The 20635-nt window shown below is 71.9% G+C and carries 19 protein-coding genes; 8 read left to right on the top strand and 11 right to left on the bottom strand.

The window, feature by feature from the left end:
• Positions 1 to 44 precede the first annotated feature (44 nt).
• From chvE to IE277_RS02735, 4 genes are all read right to left on the bottom strand, one after another.
• Complete coding sequence (gene chvE, locus IE277_RS02750) at positions 45 to 1154, bottom strand: multiple monosaccharide ABC transporter substrate-binding protein (RefSeq protein WP_189948126.1); 1110 nt, start codon at positions 1152 to 1154, stop codon at positions 45 to 47.
• Between the two features lie 35 nt (positions 1155 to 1189).
• Complete coding sequence (locus IE277_RS02745; protein ID WP_189948123.1) at positions 1190 to 2158, bottom strand: hypothetical protein; 969 nt, start codon at positions 2156 to 2158, stop codon at positions 1190 to 1192.
• A 113-nt stretch (positions 2159 to 2271) separates the two neighbouring features.
• A complete protein-coding gene (locus tag IE277_RS02740) occupies positions 2272 to 3276 on the bottom strand; it encodes a zinc-dependent alcohol dehydrogenase (protein ID WP_189948121.1) in 1005 nt (334 codons plus the stop codon).
• A complete protein-coding gene (locus IE277_RS02735) occupies positions 3273 to 4436 on the bottom strand; it encodes a mandelate racemase/muconate lactonizing enzyme family protein (protein WP_189948119.1) in 1164 nt (387 codons plus the stop codon). Before IE277_RS02735 ends, IE277_RS02740 begins: the two co-directional genes overlap by 4 nt.
• Positions 4437 to 4637: 201 nt before the next feature.
• On the opposite strand from IE277_RS02735, the gene IE277_RS02730 reads away from it, so the two are divergent.
• Complete coding sequence (locus tag IE277_RS02730) at positions 4638 to 5537, top strand: SCO2400 family protein (RefSeq protein ID WP_189948116.1); 900 nt, start codon at positions 4638 to 4640, stop codon at positions 5535 to 5537.
• 179 nt (positions 5538 to 5716) lie between these two features.
• Complete coding sequence (locus IE277_RS02725) at positions 5717 to 6871, top strand: serine hydrolase domain-containing protein (RefSeq protein WP_189948114.1); 1155 nt, start codon at positions 5717 to 5719, stop codon at positions 6869 to 6871.
• Positions 6872 to 7051: 180 nt separating this feature from the next.
• On the opposite strand, the gene IE277_RS02720 is transcribed toward IE277_RS02725, so the two are convergent.
• Both IE277_RS02720 and IE277_RS02715 read right to left on the bottom strand, forming a co-directional pair.
• Positions 7052 to 7471 carry an organic hydroperoxide resistance protein gene (locus IE277_RS02720; protein WP_189948112.1) on the bottom strand — a complete coding sequence of 140 codons (420 nt, stop codon included), beginning with the start codon at positions 7469 to 7471 and terminating at the stop codon, positions 7052 to 7054.
• Positions 7472 to 7586: 115 nt separating this feature from the next.
• Positions 7587 to 8621 (bottom strand): NADP-dependent oxidoreductase, encoded by a 1035-nt coding sequence (locus IE277_RS02715; RefSeq protein WP_189948111.1) that lies wholly within the window; start codon positions 8619 to 8621, stop codon positions 7587 to 7589.
• A 101-nt stretch (positions 8622 to 8722) separates the two neighbouring features.
• On the opposite strand from IE277_RS02715, the gene IE277_RS02710 reads away from it, so the two are divergent.
• Both IE277_RS02710 and IE277_RS02705 read left to right on the top strand, forming a co-directional pair.
• Positions 8723 to 9160: a MarR family winged helix-turn-helix transcriptional regulator gene (locus IE277_RS02710; RefSeq protein WP_189948109.1), complete on the top strand. Its 438-nt coding sequence runs from the start codon at positions 8723 to 8725 to the stop codon at positions 9158 to 9160.
• A 20-nt stretch (positions 9161 to 9180) separates the two neighbouring features.
• Positions 9181 to 9999, top strand: a complete 819-nt coding sequence (locus IE277_RS02705) for an EI24 domain-containing protein (protein ID WP_189948107.1) — start codon at positions 9181 to 9183, stop codon at positions 9997 to 9999.
• Positions 10000 to 10040: 41 nt separating this feature from the next.
• Here the strand turns inward: IE277_RS02705 and IE277_RS02700 are convergent, their stop codons facing one another.
• A complete protein-coding gene (locus IE277_RS02700; protein WP_229880512.1) occupies positions 10041 to 10976 on the bottom strand; it encodes a LysR family transcriptional regulator in 936 nt (311 codons plus the stop codon).
• Between the two features lie 58 nt (positions 10977 to 11034).
• Between IE277_RS02700 and IE277_RS49150 the strand changes: the two genes are divergently transcribed.
• On the top strand, positions 11035 to 12261 hold the full coding sequence (locus tag IE277_RS49150) for an NAD(P)-binding domain-containing protein (protein WP_308433342.1): 1227 nt from the start codon (positions 11035 to 11037) through the stop codon (positions 12259 to 12261).
• 10 nt (positions 12262 to 12271) lie between these two features.
• On the opposite strand, the gene IE277_RS02685 is transcribed toward IE277_RS49150, so the two are convergent.
• Positions 12272 to 12853, bottom strand: coding sequence for a TetR/AcrR family transcriptional regulator (locus tag IE277_RS02685; RefSeq protein ID WP_189949172.1), 582 nt, complete (start codon positions 12851 to 12853; stop codon positions 12272 to 12274).
• A 105-nt stretch (positions 12854 to 12958) separates the two neighbouring features.
• On the opposite strand from IE277_RS02685, the gene IE277_RS02680 reads away from it, so the two are divergent.
• Together IE277_RS02680 and IE277_RS02675 are read left to right on the top strand one after the other, a co-directional pair.
• Positions 12959 to 15400, top strand: coding sequence for a beta-glucosidase family protein (locus IE277_RS02680; RefSeq protein ID WP_189948103.1), 2442 nt, complete (start codon positions 12959 to 12961; stop codon positions 15398 to 15400).
• Between the two features lie 131 nt (positions 15401 to 15531).
• Positions 15532 to 16482 carry a hypothetical protein gene (locus IE277_RS02675; protein ID WP_189948101.1) on the top strand — a complete coding sequence of 317 codons (951 nt, stop codon included), beginning with the start codon at positions 15532 to 15534 and terminating at the stop codon, positions 16480 to 16482.
• A 70-nt stretch (positions 16483 to 16552) separates the two neighbouring features.
• On the opposite strand, the gene IE277_RS02670 is transcribed toward IE277_RS02675, so the two are convergent.
• Together IE277_RS02670 and IE277_RS02665 are read right to left on the bottom strand one after the other, a co-directional pair.
• The gene (locus IE277_RS02670) at positions 16553 to 17524 is read right to left on the bottom strand and encodes an aldose epimerase family protein (protein ID WP_189948100.1); all 972 of its coding nucleotides are present in this window, start codon (positions 17522 to 17524) and stop codon (positions 16553 to 16555) included.
• A 26-nt stretch (positions 17525 to 17550) separates the two neighbouring features.
• Positions 17551 to 18444, bottom strand: coding sequence for an SGNH/GDSL hydrolase family protein (locus IE277_RS02665; protein WP_189948098.1), 894 nt, complete (start codon positions 18442 to 18444; stop codon positions 17551 to 17553).
• Positions 18445 to 18710: 266 nt separating this feature from the next.
• On the opposite strand from IE277_RS02665, the gene IE277_RS02660 reads away from it, so the two are divergent.
• Entirely contained in the window at positions 18711 to 19205 is a 495-nt protein-coding gene (locus IE277_RS02660; RefSeq protein ID WP_189948096.1) for a DUF3145 domain-containing protein, read from the top strand.
• A gap of 77 nt (positions 19206 to 19282) precedes the next feature.
• Here IE277_RS02660 and IE277_RS02655 read toward each other — a convergent pair whose 3' ends face one another.
• On the bottom strand, positions 19283 to 20554 hold the full coding sequence (locus tag IE277_RS02655) for a beta-ketoacyl-[acyl-carrier-protein] synthase family protein (RefSeq protein WP_189948094.1): 1272 nt from the start codon (positions 20552 to 20554) through the stop codon (positions 19283 to 19285).
• Positions 20555 to 20635: the final 81 nt, after the last annotated feature.

Raw genomic sequence — 20635 nt, 5'->3', positions numbered from 1 at the left:
GGTCGTGCCTTCCAATCAGTGTGGGGTCGGGCAGGGGGGCGGGGTCACTTGAGCTGGGACTCGGTGTAGTAACCGCCCTTGACCAGCACGTCCTCGTAGTTGGTCTTGTCCACGCTCACCGGCTGGAGCAGATAGGCCGGGACGACCTTGGCGCCGTTGGTGTAGGTCTTGACGTCGTTGACCTGCGGCTTCTTGCCGTGCAGGACGTCATCGACCATGGAAACCGCGACCGAGGTCTCCTTGCGGCTGTCCTTGAAGACGGTCTGGGTCTGCTGACCCGCGATGATCGACTTCACCGAGGCCAGCTCGGCGTCCTGGCCGGTGATGACCGGCAGCGGGTTGCTGCCCGAGCCGTAGCCGTCCGACTTCAGCGCGGAGATGATGCCGATGGAGATGCCGTCGTAGGGCGAGAGCACCGCGTCGACCCGGCCGCTCTTGTAGGAGGAGGTGAGGATGTCCTCCATGCGCTTCTGCGCGGTGGTGCCGTCCCAGCGCAGCGTGGTGACCTGGTTGAGCTTGGTCTGCCCGGACTTGACCACCAGCTGCTTCTTGTCGATGTAGGGCTGGAGCACCTTCATCGCGCCGTCGAAGAAGTACTGGGTGTTGTTGTCGTCGTTGGACCCGGCGAACAGCTCGATGTTGAACGGGCCCTTCTTGCCGCTGTCCAGGCCGAGCTTGTGGACGATGTAGGTGCCCTGGAGGGTGCCGACCTTCTCGTTGTCGAACGAGGCGTAGTAGTCGACGTTCTTCGTGCCGAGGATCAGCCGGTCGTAGGCGATGACCGGGATGTTGGCCTGTGCGGCCTCCTGGAGCACGTTGTTCAGGGACTTGTTGTCGATGGCCGCGATGATCAGGCCCTTGACGCCCTGCGTGATCATGTTCTCGATCTGCGAGACCTGGGTGCTCGGGTCGTCCTCGCCGTAGACCAGCTTGGTCTTGTAGCCCTTGGACGTGAGGTTCTTGACCATGTCGTTGCCGTCGTTGATCCACCGCTCGGAGGATTTCGTCGGCATGGCGATGCCGATGGTGGCGCCCTTGACGTCACCCGTCTTCTCCTTGCTGCCGCCCGAGCCGCTCTGGCCGCAGGCGGTCAGGGTGAGGGCGAGCGAGGCGGTGGCGGATATCGCGGCGAGTGCGGCTCTGCGGTTGCGCATGGTGATCATTCCTTGGTCGTCTCGGCGTTGAGAGGTCACGCGGTGATGGGGAAGCGGTTGAGGGGGCCGGGCAGCCGTGAGCCGAGCGGCGCCATGTCGCCGTCCGCGCCGTGCCGGGCGAGCAGGTCCAGCGCGAGCCGGCCGCGCCGCACCCGCTCCCGTGCGGTTTCCAGGGTGAGATCCCGCAGATGGGCGCCCCACGGATAGATGCCGGGCGCCCTGGACAGGCCGAACTTCAGATAGAGCGGGGCGCCGCGCCGGATCAGCTCGGCGACCTCGTACATCCGCACATAGCCGCCCAGGTCGTCCGGGGCCTCGATGTACATGTCCATGGGGGCCGCCGACACCCGGCGGATCTCGGTGAGGTGATCCAGCGTCAGATCGCTGGGCACGTTGACCGAGTCGGCGCCGAGCCGCTCGAAGACGGCGTACGAGGCCGGGTTGACGGGGCCGATGAGTGCCGAGACCTTCAGTGTGGTGCCGGCCGGGATGATGCCGCTCTCGCGGGCCCGGTGCAGGGTCCACAGCACGCCCTCGTCGGCGACCAGGAGACACGTGACGCCCAGCTCGGTCGCGCGTACGGCGTCCTCGACGCAGCCGGCGACGGCGTCGTGGCCGCGTGCGCGCAGTCCGGCGCCCCGTGAGTCGGAGCGCACCGAGCCGCCGATGTCCCAGGTGCCGCGCGGGCCGGTGAACAGGCACAGCTCGATGTCCCGTTCGCCGGTCGCCTCGACCATCTCGGTGATCTCGGCGTCGGTGAGCATCCACACGCCGCTGCCCTGGCTGATGCGGTGGATCGGCACATCGAGGCGCGAGGCCTCCTTCAGGACGACCGCCAGCGCTTCGGGACCCTCGCACGAGGGGATCTCGGTGCGCCAGCGGCCGCCGCCCGGGAAGCTGTGCCCGGAGGCGTCGGCGGGGTCGAGGGCGGGTGCGGCCAGGCCGAGCGAGGCGAGGGCCTGCTCGCCGGGCCTGCGGGCTGCCGGAACGGAAGCGTCGGTCACAAGTTGTCCTTAGTGTTCGATATTTCGGACAAGGTTCGCGGCTCTGAGTACGGAAAAGCGTTGGTGGTACGCCGGTCGGAGCGCCGTCAGGTCACGCCCCGACCGGCGTACGTCTAGGGGTGCAGCAGCACCTTGCCCACCCTGGGGTCGCCGGCGCCGACGAGCTCGATGGCCTGGGAGAACTCGGTCAGCGCCAGCTCGTGCGTCACCAGCGCCCGCGGATCCAGCAGCCCGGCGCCGAACACCCGCACGGTGTGCGCCCAGGCCGCCGGCGGCGCCCCGAAGACGGTGTGCACCTCCAGCTGCCGTACGACGAGATCGGTCGGGTCGAGCCCGTCCGCGCCCGGCGCCGGGATCCCGGTCAGGACCAGGCGTCCGCCGCGCCTGAGCAGGGCGGCGGCGGTGCGCGCGGCGGACGCGGACCCGGCGGTCTCGATCACGACGTCGAAGTCGTCCGGGAGCTCCTGGTCCTTCAGCCGGAAGTCGGTCGCCCCGAACTGCCGGGAGAGCGCCTCCCGGTCGTCGCGGGTGCCCACGACGAGCAGCTCGGCCGGCGAGATCGCCCTCAGGAACTGCACGGCGAACATCCCGAGCGTGCCCGTGCCGACCACCGCGACCCGCTCACCCGGCCGGGCGCCGCCCTTCAGGGCCGCCGCCGCGATACACGCGGCCGGCTCCAGCAGGGCGGCCGCGGTGAGGTCGGCGTCGTCCGCCAGGACGTGCAGCAGCCGGGCGGGCAGGGTGAGCGTCGGGGCCATGGCGCCCGGCTGGGTGAACCCGGTCTCCTCGTACCCGGCCGTGCACAGCGTGGTCTCGCCCGCGTGACAGCGGTCGCACACCTGGCAGTTGCGAAAGCCCTCCCCGACCACCTTGCGGCCGACCAGGCCGTCCGGTACCCCGGCACCCACGGCCCGCACGGTCCCCGACCACTCGTGGCCCGGCGTCAGCGGATAACGGACGTACCCCTCGGGCCGATTGCCCTGGTACACCTCGCGGTCGCTGCCGCAGATGCCGACCGCGTGCACGGCGACGAGTGCCTCGCCCGGGCCGGGCTCGCGGGGTGTGTGCTCGGCGAGCCGGTGCCGGCCCGGGGCCTCGACGACGACGGCGCGGCTCATGTGGTTTCCTTCGGCTTGCGCTGCTCCCAGCCCTCGGCCCACAGATCGAACCGGGCCTGCTGCTGGGGGAATTCGGCGGCCGCGTCGACGTCCAGCTCGACGCCGAGACCGGGCGCCTCGGACAGATGGAAGCACCCGTCCTCGGGATCGACCTGCGGCGCGCCCTTCACCACCTTCTTGATCTCCGCGTCCGCGAAGTCGTTGAAGTGCTCAAGGATCTTGAAGTTCGGCGTGGTGAAACCGACCTGGAGCGAGGCGGCGGTGAGCACGGACCCGCCGACGTTGTGCGGGGCGAGGAGCATGTAGTGCGTCTCGGCGGTGGCGGCGAGCTTCCGGGTCTCCCAGATGCCGCCGACATGGCCGACGTCGGGCTGGAGGATGTCCGCGGCCTGGCTGTCGAACAGCTCGCGGAACTCGATCCGGTCATGGATCCGCTCACCGGTGGCGACCGGGATGTCCACCTGGGCGGCCACCTTCTGAAGTGCCTTCAGGTTCTCCGGCGGCACCGGCTCCTCCAGCCAGGCCGGTTCGAACGGGGCCATCTCCCTGGCCAGCCGGATGGCGGTGGCGGGGGAGAAACGGCCGTGCATCTCCAGCATCAGCTCGGCGTCCGGGCCGATCGCGTCCCGTACAGCCTCGATGAGCGAGACGGCGTACAGCGTGTCCTGATGGTCGAGTTCGAAGTGCCCGGTGCCGAACGGATCGATCTTCAGCGCCCGGTAGCCGCGCTCCACGACCCGCTGGGCGGCCTTGTGATAGGCCTCCGGCGTTCGCTCGGTCGTGTACCACCCGTTGGCGTACGCCTTGACCTTGTCGGTCACCTTGCCGCCGAGCAGCTGCCACACCGGCACGCCCAGCGCCTTGCCCTTGATGTCCCAGCAGGCCATCTCGACGACGGCGATGCCCGACATGACGATCTCACCCGCGCGGCCGTAGTCGCCGTACTTCATCCGGCGTACGAGGTCTTCGACAGCGAACGGGTCGGAGCCGAGGATGTGATTGGCCTCGGCCTCCCGCAGATAACCGAGCAGCGCGTCGGTGTGCCCGAGCATCCGGGTCTCGCCGACTCCCGTGATCCCCTCGTCGGTGTGCACCTGGACGTAGGTCAGGTTGCGCCACGGCGTGCCGACCACGTGTGTGCTGATTCCGGTGATGCGCACGGCAGTTGCCCCTCAGCTGTTCGAGATTTCGTCACACGTTCGAAATGCTGGCGTGACAGTAAGGACGGGGCGGTCGGGGTGTCAATGGGTCGCACGCATAACGGTTTCGACAAGTCTTTCGGGGTTTCTTTCGGTGCTCTACCAAACCTTCACAGAGGTGCCTAGGAACCTGACCCATGGGGAATCTAGTCTTCCGGCGTCATGGACTACTGCCACCCGTGCCAACGGCACCTCAACGGCGCCTTGGCCTGCCCCGGCTGCGGAACGCCGGCGCGCTCCACCGTCGACGCGCCGGCCGCGCACGCCTACGCGGGCGCGGGTGAGACAGCGGGTGAGACACCGGTCCACAGCGGGCCCGAGGGGCAGCCACCCGAGCCGTACGATCCTGAGCCGTACGACGTGCACGGGTACCGCATTCCCCAGCAGCACGCGCGCGCGGAGCCCGCGCGGGAGGAGCCGGAGCCGCACGGCGAGGGGCCGGACCCCGGGCCCGGGTCCGCGGCCGACCCCGAGCCGGCCGGCCGGGCGGCCCGCCGCCGGGCCCGTGGCTCCGCCGCCGTCGGTCCCGCCGAGGCCGACGCCAGCCGCCGCGACCGCAAGGCCGCCGCGCACCGGCGCAGGCGCCGCCGTGCCGTGCTGATCGCCGCGGGCTTCGTGCTGGCGGCGAGCGGCCTCAGCCTCGCCGAACTCGGCACGGACGCGCCCTTCGCGCCCTTCTCCGGCGGACGGCCGGACTCCCCGAGGGACACCGCGGCCGACGGCGGCACGTCCTCCGCGTCCCCCGGCGGCACGGCCGACCCGGCCTCCGGCACCTCCGGCACGACCTCGGGCGCCTCCGGCTCCGCCGCCCCGGACGCCTCGGCCTCCGCGTCCGCCGCCAAGTCCCCGAAGGACAAGGACTCGGCCTCGCCCGGCGCCCGGAGCACTGGCACGACGCGGCAGACCGGCACGACGGGCTCCGGCACCACCCCCAAGGCCCCGGCGCACCCGGCCACCTCCCGGCCGGCTGCCACCCCGTCCAGCGCCCCGACGACCTCCGCCCCGTCCCCGGCGCCCTCACCCACCAAGCCCTGCACCCGCTTCCTGTGGTGGTGCACCTGAGCCCGCGCGCGCCCCGCGCCACCCCGCGCCATCCGCCATACGGGGCAGCGACGACACCCCGGGACGCCCACGGTGGTTGAGTCGAACAGGTACATCGCGCCGTACCGGTCCCGGGAACGTCCGGAGCGGGAGCGGGCGTTGTGCCGAGAGGGGAGCAGCGGCTCAGTTGAGGAGAGCGGATGACGCAGCAGATCACCGTCCACGGCACGGTCGCCGAGGGTTTCGAGGCGGTGCGCGAGGAGTTCGCCGCCTTCGCGGCCGGGGAACGCGACGACTACGAGGGCCAGTTGTGCGCGTATGTGCGCGGCCGACGGGTCGTCGACCTGTGGGCGGGCACGGAGGTGGACTCGCTGTACGGCGTGTTCTCCTCCACCAAGGGGGCCGCGCATCTGGTGGTCGCGCTCCTGGTGCAGGACGGCACCCTGGAGCTGGACCGCAAAGTGACGTACTACTGGCCGGAGTTCGCCGCCGAGGGCAAGGGCGCGGTGACGCTCCGGGAGCTGCTGGCGCACCGGGCTGGCCTGGTCGGGATCGACGCCGGGTTCTCCGCCGAGGAGATGGCCGACGACCGGGCGATGGCCGAGCGGCTCGCCGACCAGAAGCCGTTCTGGCGGCCCGGGACGGCCTTCGGCTACCACGCGCTGGTGATCGGCGCGCTCACCGGAGAGGTGGTCCGCCGGGCCACGGGTCACACGCTCCAGGAGGTGTACGAGGAGCGGGTGCGCGCCCCGTACGGCACCGACTTCTTCCTCGGGCTACCCGAGTCCGAGGAACGCCGCTTCCGCCCGGTGCAGCCGATGCTGCCGACCCCCGAGCAGCAGGCCCTGCTGGCCGCCCAGCCGGCCGGCCCGCACACGCTGACCTCGATCGCCTTCAACACACACGTCCCGCAGCCGGGCACTCTCCCGGACTACGTCAACTCCCGCCTCGTCCGGGCGAAGGGCCCGGCGTCGGCGGGCGGCGTCGCCTCCGCGCGGGGCCTCGCGACGATGTACGCCTCCGCGATCAGCGAACTGGACGACCGGCCGCCCCTGCTGAAGCCGGACACGGTCGCCGAAGCGGGCCAGATCCACTCCGTCGGCTACGACCTGGTGGCCCGCGCCCACAAGGCCTACGGCCTCGGCTTCCAGGCCACCGCCGACATGTGGCACCCGGTCCTCGGCGCCGGCGCCTTCGGCCACAGCGGCGCCGGCGGCACCCAGGCCTTCGCCGACCCCCGCAGCGGCCTGGCCTACGGCTACACCCGGCGCCGGATGGCGTTTCCGGGCGGAGCGGCCCCGGAGAACGAAAGGTTCGTGCACCTGGTACACCGAGCGGCGCTGAACACCGACTGAGGGCCACCCCTGAACCTGGGGCGAGTGGACCAACCCAAGGGGTGCGGGGAACCGCGCGACCAGCCACGACGAGACCCGCACCCGAGAGAACACCGCACCCGGCACCACCCCCCCCCGGCCGAAAAAGAGACCGCACCCCACGTCCTAGGGTGCGGCCTCCACAGTGTGAAACGATGGTTGTCAGACCAGCGTCACGGTGATGTTCCCGCGTGTTGCCTTCGAGTACGGGCACACCTGGTGCGCCTTCTCGACCAGCTCCCGGGCCACCTCGGCGGAAACGCCCGGAATGCTCGCCGAGATCTCCACGATGATCCCGAACCCGTCGTCGTTCTTGCCGATACCGACCTTCGCGGTGACGGTCGATCCGGAGACGTCGGCGCCCTCCTGCCGGGCGACGACCCCCAGCGCGCCCTGGAAGCACGCGGAGTACCCCGCGGCGAACAGCTGCTCCGGGTTGGTGCCGGCGCCGTTGCCGCCCATCTCCTTGGGCGGGTTCACGACGACGTCGAGTCGGCCGTCATCGGTGGCGACCCGGCCGTCACGGCCGTTCTCGGCGGTGGCGACGGCGGTGTACAGGACGTCGGACTGCGTGATGGGCATGCGGTTGTCTTCCTCCTCGGTCCGCCGCGACTCGCGCCCACGATCGACGGCGGATTTCGGAATGAAGTTACCGCATGCCGGAAACGCGGGGGAAGGCCTGCCGGGCCCCGCCGCCTCAGAGCTTGACGATCATCTTCCCGATGTTGTCGCCGCGCAGGACCCCGAGGAACGCCTCCAGGTTGTTCTCGATGCCCTCGACGACCGTCTCGCGGTACTTCAGCTCGCCCGAGGCGACCCACGGCCCGACCTTCTGGACGAACTCGGGCTGCAGGTCGTAGTGGTCGCCGACCAGGAAGCCCTCGATGCGGCCCCGGGTCTGGATCAGCCGGGCGAGGTTCTTCGGGCCGGGCGCGGGCTCGGTGTTGTTGTAGACCGAGATCATGCCGCAGACGGCGATCCGGCCGCCCTGGTTGAGCGAGCCGATGGCCGCCTCCAGGTGGTCCCCGCCGACGTTGTCGAAGTAGACGTCGATGCCGTCGGGCGCGGCCTCGCGCAGCTGCTCGGCGACCGGGCCGTTCTTGTAGTTGAACGCGGCGTCGAAGCCGTACTCCTCGACCAGCAGCTTGACCTTCTCGTCGGAGCCGGCCGAGCCGATGACCCGCGAGGCGCCGAGCAGCTTGGCGAGCTGGCCGACCTCGCTGCCCACGGCACCCGCGGCGCCGGAGACGAAGACGACGTCGCCCTCCTTGAAGGAGGCGGTGCGCAGCAGTCCGGCGTAGGCGGTCAGGCCGGTCATGCCGAGGACGCCGAGGTACGCCGACAGCGGGACGTCCTGCGCGTCGGCGTCGACCTTCACGGACGGGACGGCCGTCGGGCCCACCTTGACCGCGTGTTTGGCGTCCATGACCGCGTACTCGCGCCAGCCGAAGAAGTGCAGGACGTGGTCGCCGGTCTCGATGCCCTCGGCGTTGGAGGCGACCACCTCGCCGACCGCGCCGCCCTGCATGACCTTGCCCAGTTCGAAGGGGGCGGTGTACGACTTCGCGGCCGACATCCTGCCGCGCATGTACGGGTCGACGGAGAGGTACTTGTTCCGTACCAGCACCTGGCCCTCGCCGGGGGTCGGGACCGGGGTCTCGACGAGGGCGAAGTCCTCGGGCTTGGGCCAGCCGACGGGACGGCTGAGCAGGTGCCACTCGCGGTTGATCATGACAGCGCCTTTCCTGGTCGCTCCACTGATTACTTCAGAACCTGAAACAACCATGCGCTTGAATATTTCATGATGTCAAGTAAGCGGGTATCCTGGCGTACATGGCCACACCACCGAAGACCCATCGCCCCGACGCCCTCACCATGGAGGTCGTCGAACTCATCGGGGATGTCGTGGCCCGCTTCTACGCGGACTACGAGGAAGCGGCGGGCCAGCACGCGCTGACCGGGCCGCAGGCGCGCCTGCTCAGTCTGCTCTCCATCGAGCCGCTGCCGATGCGGAAGCTGGCGCAGAAGCTGAAGTGCGAGCCGTCGAACGTCACGGGCATAGTGGACCGCCTGGAGGCCCGGGGGCTGGTCGAGCGCCGTCCCGACCCGGCGGACCGCCGGGTGAAGGTGGCCGCCGCCACCGACGAGGGCGTGAGCGTCGCCCGTGAGCTGCGCGAAGGTCTCCATTTCGCGCGCGAGCCGCTGGCCGGCCTCTCGGCGCAGGAGCGCGGCTCCCTGCGCGATCTTCTGCGCCGTATGCTCGCCGGCTGAGAGTCGGTAAGGTTCCGGCCATGCGCGATCTCGGGGTGGGGTTCCGGTATCTGCTGGCGGGCCAGCGCTGGATGACCCGGCACGGCCGCCAGTACGGCTTCGGGCTGCTGCCCGGACTGATCACCCTGGTCCTCTACGCGGCGGCTCTGGTCGCGCTCGCGCTGTGGGGCGAGGACGCGGTCACCTGGGCGACCCCGTTCGCGGACCACTGGTCCAGCCCCTGGCAGGGCCTGTTCCGCGGCTTTCTGACCGCCGTGCTGTTCGCCCTCGGCCTGCTGCTGGCGGTGCTGACGTTCACCGCGGTCACCCTGCTGGTGGGCCAGCCCTTCTACGAGAACCTGTCGGAGCGGGTCGACGCCGACGTCTCGCCCGACGGCACCGCGCCGCGCTCGGAGCTGCCGCTCTGGCGCGAGCTGTGGATCTCGGCCCGGGACAGCCTGCGCGTGCTGGTGCGGGCCGCGCTGTGGGGCGTGCTGCTCTTCGCCCTCGGCCTTCTGCCCTTCGTCGGCCAGACCGTCGTACCCGTGCTCGGCTTCTTCGTCACCGGCTTCTTCCTCACCGAGGAACTGGCCGCCGTCGCCCTCCAGCGCCGGGGTGTCGAACTGCGCGCCCGGCTCGCCCTGCTGCGCTCCCGCAAGACCCTGGTCTGGGGCTTCGGCACCCCGCTCGGCCTGGCCTTCCTCGTCCCCTTCGTCGCGGTGTTCCTGATGCCGGGCGCGGTCGCGGGCGCGACGCTGCTGGCGCGGGATCTGCTGGGGGAGGAGCACGCCGAGGACGCCGAGGACCGCGCGGACTCCCGGGACTCCGGGGGCCCCGCCGCTGTTGCCGGGTGCGAGTGAGCGGTACCGCCGTAGTGCCGTCCCGCAGGCCTTGAGGAGGCTCAGCCCGGGATCCGTTCCGCGGCCTCCCGCAGCGCCGTCACGAAGGCCCGGGTCGCCGTCGTCGGCGTGTGGCCGCGGGGTGTCGCCGCGTACACCGCGCGGGGCGGGGCGTCCTCGGTGCGGACCGGGAGCAGGGTGATGTCCGGCCGTGCGGACGCCGCGGCCAGCGCCGGGACCAGGGTCACGCCCAGGCCCGCGGCGACGTAGCCCTGTTTGGCGGTCCACTCGGCGACGACATGCGCGACGCGCGGCCGGAAGCCCTGCCGCACGGCCGCGTCGAGCAGCGTGCCCTCGGGCCGGGCGCTGCCGGCGATCCAGTCGGCGTCGGCGAGGTCGGCCAGCCGCACCGGTCCGGCGCCCGCGGCGAGCGGATGGCCGGCGGGGACGGCGACGTAGAGGGTCTCGTCGAGGAGATGGTGCAGCGTGTACGCCGCCAGCGGGGCGCGGCCCGTCGTCGAGACCACCGCGAGGTCGAGCCGGCCGCCCGCCAGCCGGTCCAGCAGGGCGGGGGAGAGGCCCTCCTCGCGCGCCACCCGGACGCGCGGGTGGCGGGCGTGGAAGGCGGCCAGCGCCTGCGGCACCAGCGCCGCGTCGGCGGTGGCGAACGCGCCGAACCGCAGCCGTCCGCCCGTCGCCGCGCGCAGCCCGGCCAGATCGCGCGCGGCGCCCCGCAGCGACGCGGACACGGCCTCGGCGTGCGGGACCAGGCTCCGGCCGGCCTCGGTGAGCCGTACGCCGCGCGGCAGCCGGTCGAAGAGCGCGCCGCCGCCGAGCGCCGACTCCAGCGCGGAGATCTGCCGGGACACCGCGGACTGGGTCCAGCCCAGGGTCCGCGCGGCCACGGTGAACGAACCGTGCCGGGCGACCTCCAGGAACACCCGCAGCCAGACGGTGGACAGATCGGGAAGCTCATCCTCGGTATGCGATGTCAGCATGCCAGCGATGCTAGACATTCGCTTGTCGCATCACATGGCCGGTCCTAGCGTCGACGGCATGCAGAAGCAGGAGAAGATCGCCTTTCTGGGGCTCGGCCGCATGGGCGCCCCGATGGCCCGCCGGCTGCTCGCCGCCGGTCACCCGCTCACCGTCTGGAACCGCACCCCGGCCCGCGCCGAACCGCTCGTCGCCGAGGGCGCCGTGCTCGCCGGATCGCCGGCCGGGGCGGTGCGGGACGCCGATGTCGTGATCACCATGCTGGCCGGGCCGGACGCGCTCACCGCGGTCGCCGACGCCGTCGTACCGGAGTTGCGGCCGGGCATGACATGGGTCGAGATGTCCACCGTCGGACCGGACGCCGTACGGGAACTGGGCGCGCGGCTGAAGGACGGGGTGGGTCTCGTCGACGCGCCGGTCATGGGCAGCACGGACCGGGCCGCCGAGGGCGGGCTCGGCATCCTCGCGGGCGGGGACACGGCCGGCGTCGAGCAGATCCTCGCGCACCTCGGCACGGTCACCCGCACCGGTCCCCCCGGCTCCGGCGCGGCCCTCAAACTCGTCGTCAACACGGCGGTGATCGGCGGCGTCGGCCTCGTCGCCGAGGCGCTACGGCTCGCCGCCGCACTCGGTCTCGACGGCGACACCGCACGCGAGGCCCTCGCCGCGGGCCCGCTCGGCGGCGCGGTCGCCCGTGCCTTCGCCGACGGGGCGCACTTCGCCACCGACCTGGCGGTGAAGGATCTGCGGATCGCCACGGCCGCCGCCCGGCTGCCGGTCGCAGAGGCCGTGTCGGCGCACTTTCGGCAGGCCGCCGAGGACCCCGTCGTGGCCCGCGCCGATCTCGCGCGGGCCGTCCCCCGCATCGTCCGCACTGTCCACACCGCCCCAAGGACTCCCGTGAACATCGCTCTCGACAACCCCGTCGGCGCGCCTGGGCCCGCCAACGCCCACTACTCCCAGGTCGCCCGCGTCGAACACGCCGACGGCAGCGCCCTGTTGTTCCTCTCGGGCCAGATCGCCGAGGGCGCCACGCTGGCCGAGCAGACCCAGGGCGTCTTCGAGACCATCGAGGCGCTGCTGGGGCCCCACGGCGCCACGCTCGCGGACATCATCAGCATCCGCACGTATCTGACCGACATCGCGGGGCTCGACGAGTACGGCGCCGTACGCCGCCGGTTCCTCACGGGTACTCCGCCCACGAGCATGACCTTCGAGGTGCCCCGGCTGTTCCGCCCCGAGGCGCAGGTGGAGATCGAGGTGGTGGCGGCCGTACGACCCGTGTAGCGGGCGCCGCTCAGTCCGCGGGCTCGCCGAGCAGCCGCAGGAAGTCCCGGAACGCCCCCGGCATGTCCACCGTCTCCGGGTCCAGCAGCCACTGGTACTGCAACCCGTCCATCACCGCGACCAGCAGCGGAGCCGTCCGCTCCGGGGTCAGTCCGTTCGGCAGCCGGTCGCCGTACTCGGCGCGCAGCACCGCCGCCATGGACGCCCGGACGCGGGCGTACCGCTCGGTGAAGTAGCCCCGGGCCGGATGATCCTCCGTCACGCTCTCGCCGAGCAGTGCCGAGAAGGTCTGGATGATGGCCGGGCGCATCGCGTTGTACTCCACCAGCGAGGCCAGCAGATCCACCCGCCACTGCGTGTCCGGGACCGCGTCCCACCGGTCCCGCTCCTGCAGCACGGCCACCAACAGTGCGTCCTTGGTGGGGAAATAGTGCAGCAGCCCCTGCTGGGTCAGCCCGACGCGCTCGGCCACGGCGGCCAGGCTCGCCCCTCGGTAGCCGCGCTCGGCGATCACCTCAAGGGCGGCCCCGACGATCTCCGCACGCCGCTCCTCGCCCCTGACCCTCGCGTTCATGACGTCACCGTACGGCATCCCCATCGGCGAAATGTAACGGCAAAATAACGAAACCTGCCGATCTACAGGTAGTCGTTGCACGATGGAGGGCACCTGCACGGACCGCAACGAGGAGGCACCGCGATGGCGGGATCCCAGCCCACCCCGGCCGACACGGCCCGCGAGGCGGCCGTCGAGGCCGCCCTCGGCAAGCTCGACCTCGACACCAAGGCACGGCTGCTGGCCGGGCAGGACATGTGGACTCTGCCCGCCCTGCCCGAGATCGGACTGACGTCGCTCGTCATGTCCGACGGCCCGATCGGCGTCCGGGGCGTGCGCTGGACCGCCGACGACCCCTCCGTCGCCCTGCCCTCGCCGACCGCGCTCGCCGCCACCTGGGACCCCGGACTCGCCCGCCGGGCAGGCGTGCTGCTCGCCCAGGAGGCCCGGCGCAAGGGCGTCCATGTGCTGCTCGCGCCCACGGTCAACCTGCACCGCTCCCCGCTCGGCGGCCGGCACTTCGAGTGCTACAGCGAGGACCCGTATCTGACCGGGGCGATCGGTGCCGGCTATGTCACCGGCGTCCAGTCCGGCGGAGTCGGCACCACCGTCAAGCACTTCGTCGCCAACGACGCCGAGACCGACCGCTTCACCGTGGACAACCTGGTCCCCGAACGCGCCCTGCGCGAGCTGTACCTCGCCCCCTTCGAGGCCATCGTCGCCAGCGCCCGCCCCTGGGGCGTCATGACCGCCTACAACCAGGTCAACGGCACGACCATGACCGAGCACCACCACCTGGTCAACGAGGTCCTGCGCGGCGAATGGGGCTTCGACGGCTTCAATGTCTCCGACTGGATGGCCGCCCGGAACACGGTCGGCGCCATCAACGGCGGCCTGGACGTGGCCATGCCCGGACCGCGCACCGTCTACGGCGCGGCCCTCGCCCGGGCCGTCCGGGACGGCGAGGTCGCCGAGGCGACGGTCGACGCCGCCGTACGGCGCGTGCTGCGGCTCGCCGCCCGGGTCGGGATCCTCGACGGCGCCGAACCCGTCGTGACCGAGCTGCCCGCGCCCGTCGACGGCGAGGCCCTCGCCCGCGAGATCGCCCGCCGCTCCTTCGTCCTCGTCCGCAACGAGAACGCCGTCCTGCCCCTGAAGCCGCACGGCACCGTGGCCCTGATCGGCGCCGCCGCCCGCGACGCCCGCGTCCTCGGCGGCGGCTCCGCCACCGTCTTCCCGGCCCGGATCGTCTCCCCGCTGGACGGCCTCACCGCCGCACTCCCCGAGGGCACCCTCACCTATGCCGTCGGCGCCGACCCGGCCACCGAACTCGCCGTCGCCGACCAGGGATTCACGCTCAGCGCCGTCTGCCGCGACAGCGAGGGCCGGGTCATCGGCACCCGGTCCGCCCCGAACGGCCTGATCCAGTGGATGGGTTCGGACCTCCCCGACGGCGTGACGTACGAGACCCTGCACACCGTCGAGCTGACCGGCACCCTCACCCCCCGCGAGTCCGGCCCGCACACCTTCGGCATCAAGGGCATGGGCGCCTTCACGCTCGCCGTCGACGGGACGACGTACTACGACGACGTCCAGCGCCCCGACAGGGAGGACCCCTTCGAGGCCTTCTTCGGCGCCCCCGTGCCCCGCGCCCAGGCCGAACTCACCGCCGGCCGCCCGGTCGACGTCTCCCTCACCCACGTCGTCCAGCTCCCCGACGACATCCCCATGGAGGTCATCACCTTCGCCCTCGCCCACTGTGCGCCGCAGCGCGACCCCGACGAGCTGATCGCCGAGGCCGCCCGGGCGGCCCGGCACGCCGACACCGCCGTCGTCATGGTCGCCACCACCGACCGCGTCGAGTCCGAGGGCTTCGACCGCACGGACCTGAGGCTCCCCGGCCGTCAGGACGACCTGGTCCGCGCGGTCGCCGCCGCCAACCCCCGCACGGTCGTGGTCGTCAACTCCGGCTCCCCGGTGGAACTGCCCTGGCGCGAGGACGTGGCCGCCGTCCTGATCGGCTGGTTCCCCGGCCAGGAGGGCGGCGCCGCCCTCGCCGACGTCCTCACCGGCGCCCATGAGCCCGGCGGCCGACTCCCCACCACCTGGGGCTCCCTCGCCGACGCCCCGGTCACCCGGGTCGCCCCGGCGGACGGTGAACTGCCCTACACCGAGGGCGTGTTCATCGGACACCGCGCCTGGGAGAAGGCCGGCCGCACCCCCGCGTACCCGTTCGGCCACGGCCTCGGCTACACCGACTGGAGCTATGAGTCCCTGGCGGCCGACGGCGCCGGCGCGCGGATTCGCGTGCGCAACACCGGCACACGGCCGGGCCGCGAGGTCGTCCAGGTCTATGTCTCCCCGGCCGGGACCGACCCCGGGCGCCCGGCCCGGCTGCTGGCCGGCTTCGCCTCGGCCGAGGCCGCGCCCGGGGAGAGCGTCGAGGTGACCGTCGCCCTGCCGCGCCGCGCCTTCGAGATCTGGGACGAGAAGGCGAAGGCGTGGCTGTTTGTGAAGGGTTCGTACGAGATCGCCGCCGGACGCTCGATCGTGGACCGCAGGCTCACCGCGCCGATTAACGTCTGATCCGGGACAAGTCCCCCACAAGCAGCCCCGGTCCGGGACCTGACCCCCGGACCGGGGCTCGTCACCTGAGCAAACGGATAGACTCCCGGCCCGCGAGCACCGGAAGAGACCGGGTACGGGGGAGAGAGATCGTGTATCCAGGCCAGCCACAACAGCCGGGTCCGTACGGACCCCAGCAGCCGCCCACGGGGGCGTACGGGCAACAGCCCCAGTACCAGCAGCCGTACGCGCCGCACCAGCCGTACGCGCCGCAGCAGCCCTACCCTCCGCAAGCGCCGTACCCGCCGCAGGGCTACCCGCAGCAGCCGCAGTACCAGCAGCCGTACCCGCCCCAACAGCCCTACCCCCCGCAGCAGTCGGCCCAGCCGCCCGCCCAGCACGTCGGCGAGGGACGGATGCGGCCGGATCCCGGTCTCACGCCGGACCAACGCGATCTGGTGCTGAAGATCCAGGCCAAGTCCAAGCCCATGGCCTACGGCATGATCCTCGGCATCCCGCTCACCTTCGGCGGCGTCCACTACGGCATCACACAGCAGCCCCTCGGCTTCGTCGCGGCACTCGCCGGACTGGGCCTGCTGGCCTTCGGCGTCTTCTCACTGCTGCAGATGCAGGGCCTCAAGCGGCAGCTGCGGCTCATCACGGCCGACGCCTGGCGTTCCCCGGCCGCGCATCTGCCCGGCGCCCGCAAGGCCGCCACCCAGGCCGCCTATCTCAACGGCGTGCTGGTCCTGCTGTCCCTCACCGCCACCGGCTATCTGCTCTACAAGGGCGCCGCCTGGGGCGCGTACGGCAACTCCTTCGGATTCGGCGCGCTGATGACCGCCGCGGCCCTGCCCTTCGGCATGGCCCTGGCCGCCGCGACCACCATTCCGCAGCTGCTCAAGGTGATCCCGGCCGGTGCGAGGGTCGGCCGCAGCCTGTACTCGATCATCTTCGCGCTGGCCACGACGGTGACGGGCGAGGGCATCAAGAGCCACTCCGCCGGCCCGATCGCGGGCGGCATCGCGGCCCTGCTGATCTGCGGGGGCGCGATGTCCCTGCTCGGGAAGGCGGCGAAGCGGATGCGGGGGGAGCGGGTTTAGGCCGTCGGCCGGCTGCCGCGCCGTCGTGGCCGGTCGCGCAGTTCCCCGCGCCCCTTGAGGGCGTTGCCGCTCAGCGTGCCGAGAAGGCGTACACCGTCTCCGAACGGAACACCTGCCCTGGCCGCAGCACCGTCCCTGGGAATTCCGGCCGGTTCGGGGAGTCCGGGAAGTGCTGGGTCTCCAGGGCGATGCCGTCGCCCGGGGCGAACGGCTCCGTGAGGTGGTCGGCGGTGTAGAGCTGGAGGCCCGGCTCGGTCGTCGCGATCGTCAGGGTGCGGCCGGAGGCCGGGTCGTGCAGCTCGGCGACCTCCTCCGGGGCGGCGGTCACGCCCTTGTCCAGGACGAAGTTGTGGTCGTAGCCCGAACCGACCTTGCGGGACGCCCGGAAGTCGAACCGGGAGCCCGCCACGTCCTCCAGGGCGCCCGTCGGGATCAGATCGGCGTCGACGGGGGTGAACCGGGCGGCGGCGACACGCAGTTCGTGTCCGCCCGCATGGCCCGAGCCGGCCAGGTTGAAGTAGCTGTGACTGGTGAGGTTGAGCACCGTCGGCGCGTCCGTGACCGCCTCGTAGGCGATCCGCAGTGCTCCGGACGCGTCCAGCGAGTACGTCGCCGACACCTCGACACGGCCGGGAAAGCCCTCCTCGCCATGCGGACTCACCCGGCTCAGCCGCACCCCGTGCCCGGCCGGCGCCGCGTCCCACACCCGCTTGTCGAAGCCTCGTGCGCCGCCGTGCAGGGAGTTTCGGCCGCTGTTCGGCTCCAGTGCGTACACCGCGCCGTCCAGCGGGAAGCGGGCGTGCGCGATCCGGTTGGCGTACCGGCCGACCAGGGCGCCGAAGTACGGCTCCGGGTGCGCGAGATAGCCGTCCAGGCCGGGGAAGCCCAGCACCACCTCGGCCGTCCGGCCCTCCCGGTCCGGCACCTGGACCGACCGCACGATCCCGCCGTACGTCAGGACCTCCACCCGCGTCCCGGCGCGCTCCAGCGTCCAGCGGTGCACCTCGGTGCCATCGGAAAGCGTGCCGAAAAGTTCGCTCATATGGAAAACCTTAGGCGATCTGTGCCCTAAGCAACCGGATTGCTCGCGGTGATGGTGCGGTACGCGATCGAGGCGAGCCGGGCCTGACCGTCCTTGCTGGGATGGAACCAGTCCCAGTGGCTGAGCTGGTCCGCGCCGAACCGGTATCCGTAGACCGCGCCGCCGTCGAAACGGCAGCGGCGGTCCTTGGCGCAGACATCCTTCAACACCTTGTTGTACTCCACCACCCGCTGCTGCACCCGGTCCCGGCGCACCACGGCCGCGCCGGTCAGATCGTCCGCGTCGGACAGCATCGACGGGCAGATACCGAGCTTCCACACCTGCTTGCCCAGCGGATTGGTCCGCCCCTGCGACCACAGCCACTTCAGGTTCGGCACGCTCGCCACGTACACCTGCGCCTTCGGCCGCGACGAACGCAGCGTGCGCAGCGCCTCCTCGAAGTCCGCGCGGAAGGAGGCCACCGAGGTCATCGCCGCCGCCGAGGACCGGCAGGCGTCGTTCGCGCCCGCCATCACCGTGACCAACTGCGGGTCGCGTGCCGCCGCCTGGGACATCTGCTCCGGCAGATCCGCCATCCGGGCCCCGGTCACCGCGTAGTTCCAGCTGCGCTCCGCCGCGCCCGCGACCCCGAGCAGCCGCACCGCCAGGCTGTCGACCTTCGCGTCACTGCCCGTCGCCCAGGACACCTCGGGGCAGTCCGACAGCACCGTGCACGCGTCGAAGCCGCGGGTGATGGAGTCGCCCACCGCGGCGATCGAGTCCGGGCTGCGGTTCCACAGCGGCGCCGGCTTGGCGGCGCGCGCCTTGGTGCCCTCGGGCGCGGACGAACTCCCGCCCATGACATCGCATCCGGCGACGCCCAGCACGGCTGCCGCCAGCACGGCGAGAGCGGCCCGTCCACGGCTGCTTCGCTTCCGCATCCCCTGATGATCCCCTCGGTCGTCGAATCGGGTGTTCCCGGTGCTTCCTCCCATAACAACGTGCGAGGGTTCCCGACCGCGCGCCGTGGAACGGACCACCCCCGTACAAGCGTCCCCCTGGGTGAATGGCAGAGGTTTCCTGGCACCGGGACCGACGGTACGTCACACTCCTTGCACCGCCGCAGGGTAGCCTCGCCATCAACGCGGCCGTCGCGCCACAGCCGCCAGCCAGTCCGCAAGATGTCCCGCTCTGTCCGGAGGTTCCGGTGACGACACGTGGAGTTCTGTACGTGCACTCCGCGCCGCGCGCGCTGTGCCCACATGTCGAGTGGGCCGTCGCCGGGGTGCTCGGCACGCGCGTCAGTCTCGACTGGATCCGGCAGCCCGCGGCCCCCGGCACCTGGCGCTCGGAGTTCTCCTGGCAGGGCCAGGCCGGCACGGCCTCCAAGCTGGCCTCCGCGCTGCGCGGTTGGCATCTGCTGCGCTTCGAGGTCACCGCCGAGCCCTGCCCGACCGCCGAGGGCGAGCGCTACAGCTGCACCCCCGACCTCGGCATCTTCCACGCCGTCACCGGCATCCACGGCGACATCCTCATCCCCGAGGACCGCCTGCGCGCGGCGCTGACGCGGTCCCAGCGGGGAGAGACCGAACTGGAAGCCGAGATCGCCAAACTCCTGGGCAAGCCGTGGGACGACGAACTGGAGCCGTTCCGCTACGCGGGCGAAGGCGCCCCCGTCCGCTGGCTCCACCAGGTGGTGTGAGCCCCCGTCCTCGGCGGGCACGAGCGCGGGTACGACTGAGGGCCCCTGCCGGTCGGCAGGGGCCCTCAGCCCTGTTCTCAGATGGTCCGGAACGCCAGGACCACGTTGTGCCCACCGAAGCCGAACGAGTCGTTCAGCGCGGCGATGCGGCCCTCGACGGGCAGCTTGCGGGCCTCGCCCCGGACGACATCGGCGTTGGCCTCCGCCTCGGGGTCGATGTTGTCGACGTTGACGGTCGGCGGCGCCACCCGGTGGTACAGCGCGAGCACGGTCGCGACCGACTCCACGCCGCCGGCCCCGCCGAGCAGGTGACCGGTCATCGACTTGGTCGCGGAGACCGCCATGTGGTCCGCGTCGTCGCCGAACACCTTCCGCAGCGCCTTCAGCTCGGCGATGTCACCGGCCGGCGTCGAGGTGGCGTGCGCGTTGACGTGCACGATCTCGGCCGGGTCCAGGTCGGTGTTGTCCAGCAGGTTCTGCAGCGCGTGCGAGATGCCGCGGCCCTCCGGCTCCGGCTGCACGATGTCGTGGCTGTCGGCGGAGATGCCCTGCCCGACGGCCTCGGCGTACACCCGCGCACCGCGCTTCGCGGCGTGCTCGGCGGACTCCAGGACGATCACACCGGCGCCCTCGCCGAGGACGAAGCCGTCGCGGTCGACGTCGTAGGGACGCGAGGCGCCCTGCGGGTTCTCGTTGTTCTTGGACATCGCCATCATGTTGCCGAACGCCGCGATCGGCAGCGGGTGGATCGCGGCCTCCGTACCGCCGGCGACGACGACGTCGGCGCGGCCGGTGCGGATCATCTCGATGGCGTAGCCGATGGCCTCGGCGCCCGAGGCGCACGCGGAGACCGGCGTGTGCACGCCCGCCCGGGCGCCCACGAGCAGACCCACGTTGGCCGAGGGGCCGTTCGGCATCAGCATGGGGACGGTGTGCGGGGAGACGCGGCGGACGCCCTTCTCCCGGAGCACGTCGTACTGGTCGAGCAGCGTCGTCACACCGCCGATGCCGGAGGCGATGACCGCGCCCAGCCGGTCGGGGTCGACGTTGCCGTCCTCGCCGGCCTTGTCGGTGAAGCCCGCGTCCTTCCAGGCCTGCTGAGCGGCGATCAGCGCGAACTGCGCGGAACGGTCCAGCTTGCGGGCCTGCGGCCGCGGGATGACCTCGGTGGGCTCCACGGCGATCGGAGCGGCGATACGGACGGCCTGCTCGGCCGCCCACTCCTGCTCCAGAGGCTTGACACCGGACGTGCCGGCGAGCAGAGCCTCCCAGGTCGAGGCTGCGTCGCCACCCAGCGGTGTGGTTGCGCCGATACCGGTGACGACCACGGTGCGATTGGTCGGGCTCACGGGAATTCTTTCTCCAACGGATACGGGATTCGACGGCGCCACCGCCGGGTGGCGGGGCCTTGCAGCCGGGGCCTAAGGGGT

The sequence above is a fragment of the Streptomyces alanosinicus genome (assembly GCF_014650595.1).
GTDB lineage: Bacteria > Actinomycetota > Actinomycetes > Streptomycetales > Streptomycetaceae > Streptomyces > Streptomyces alanosinicus.
The sequence above is the reverse complement of the archived record's forward strand: the minus strand, read 5'-3'. Positions and strand labels throughout refer to the sequence as shown.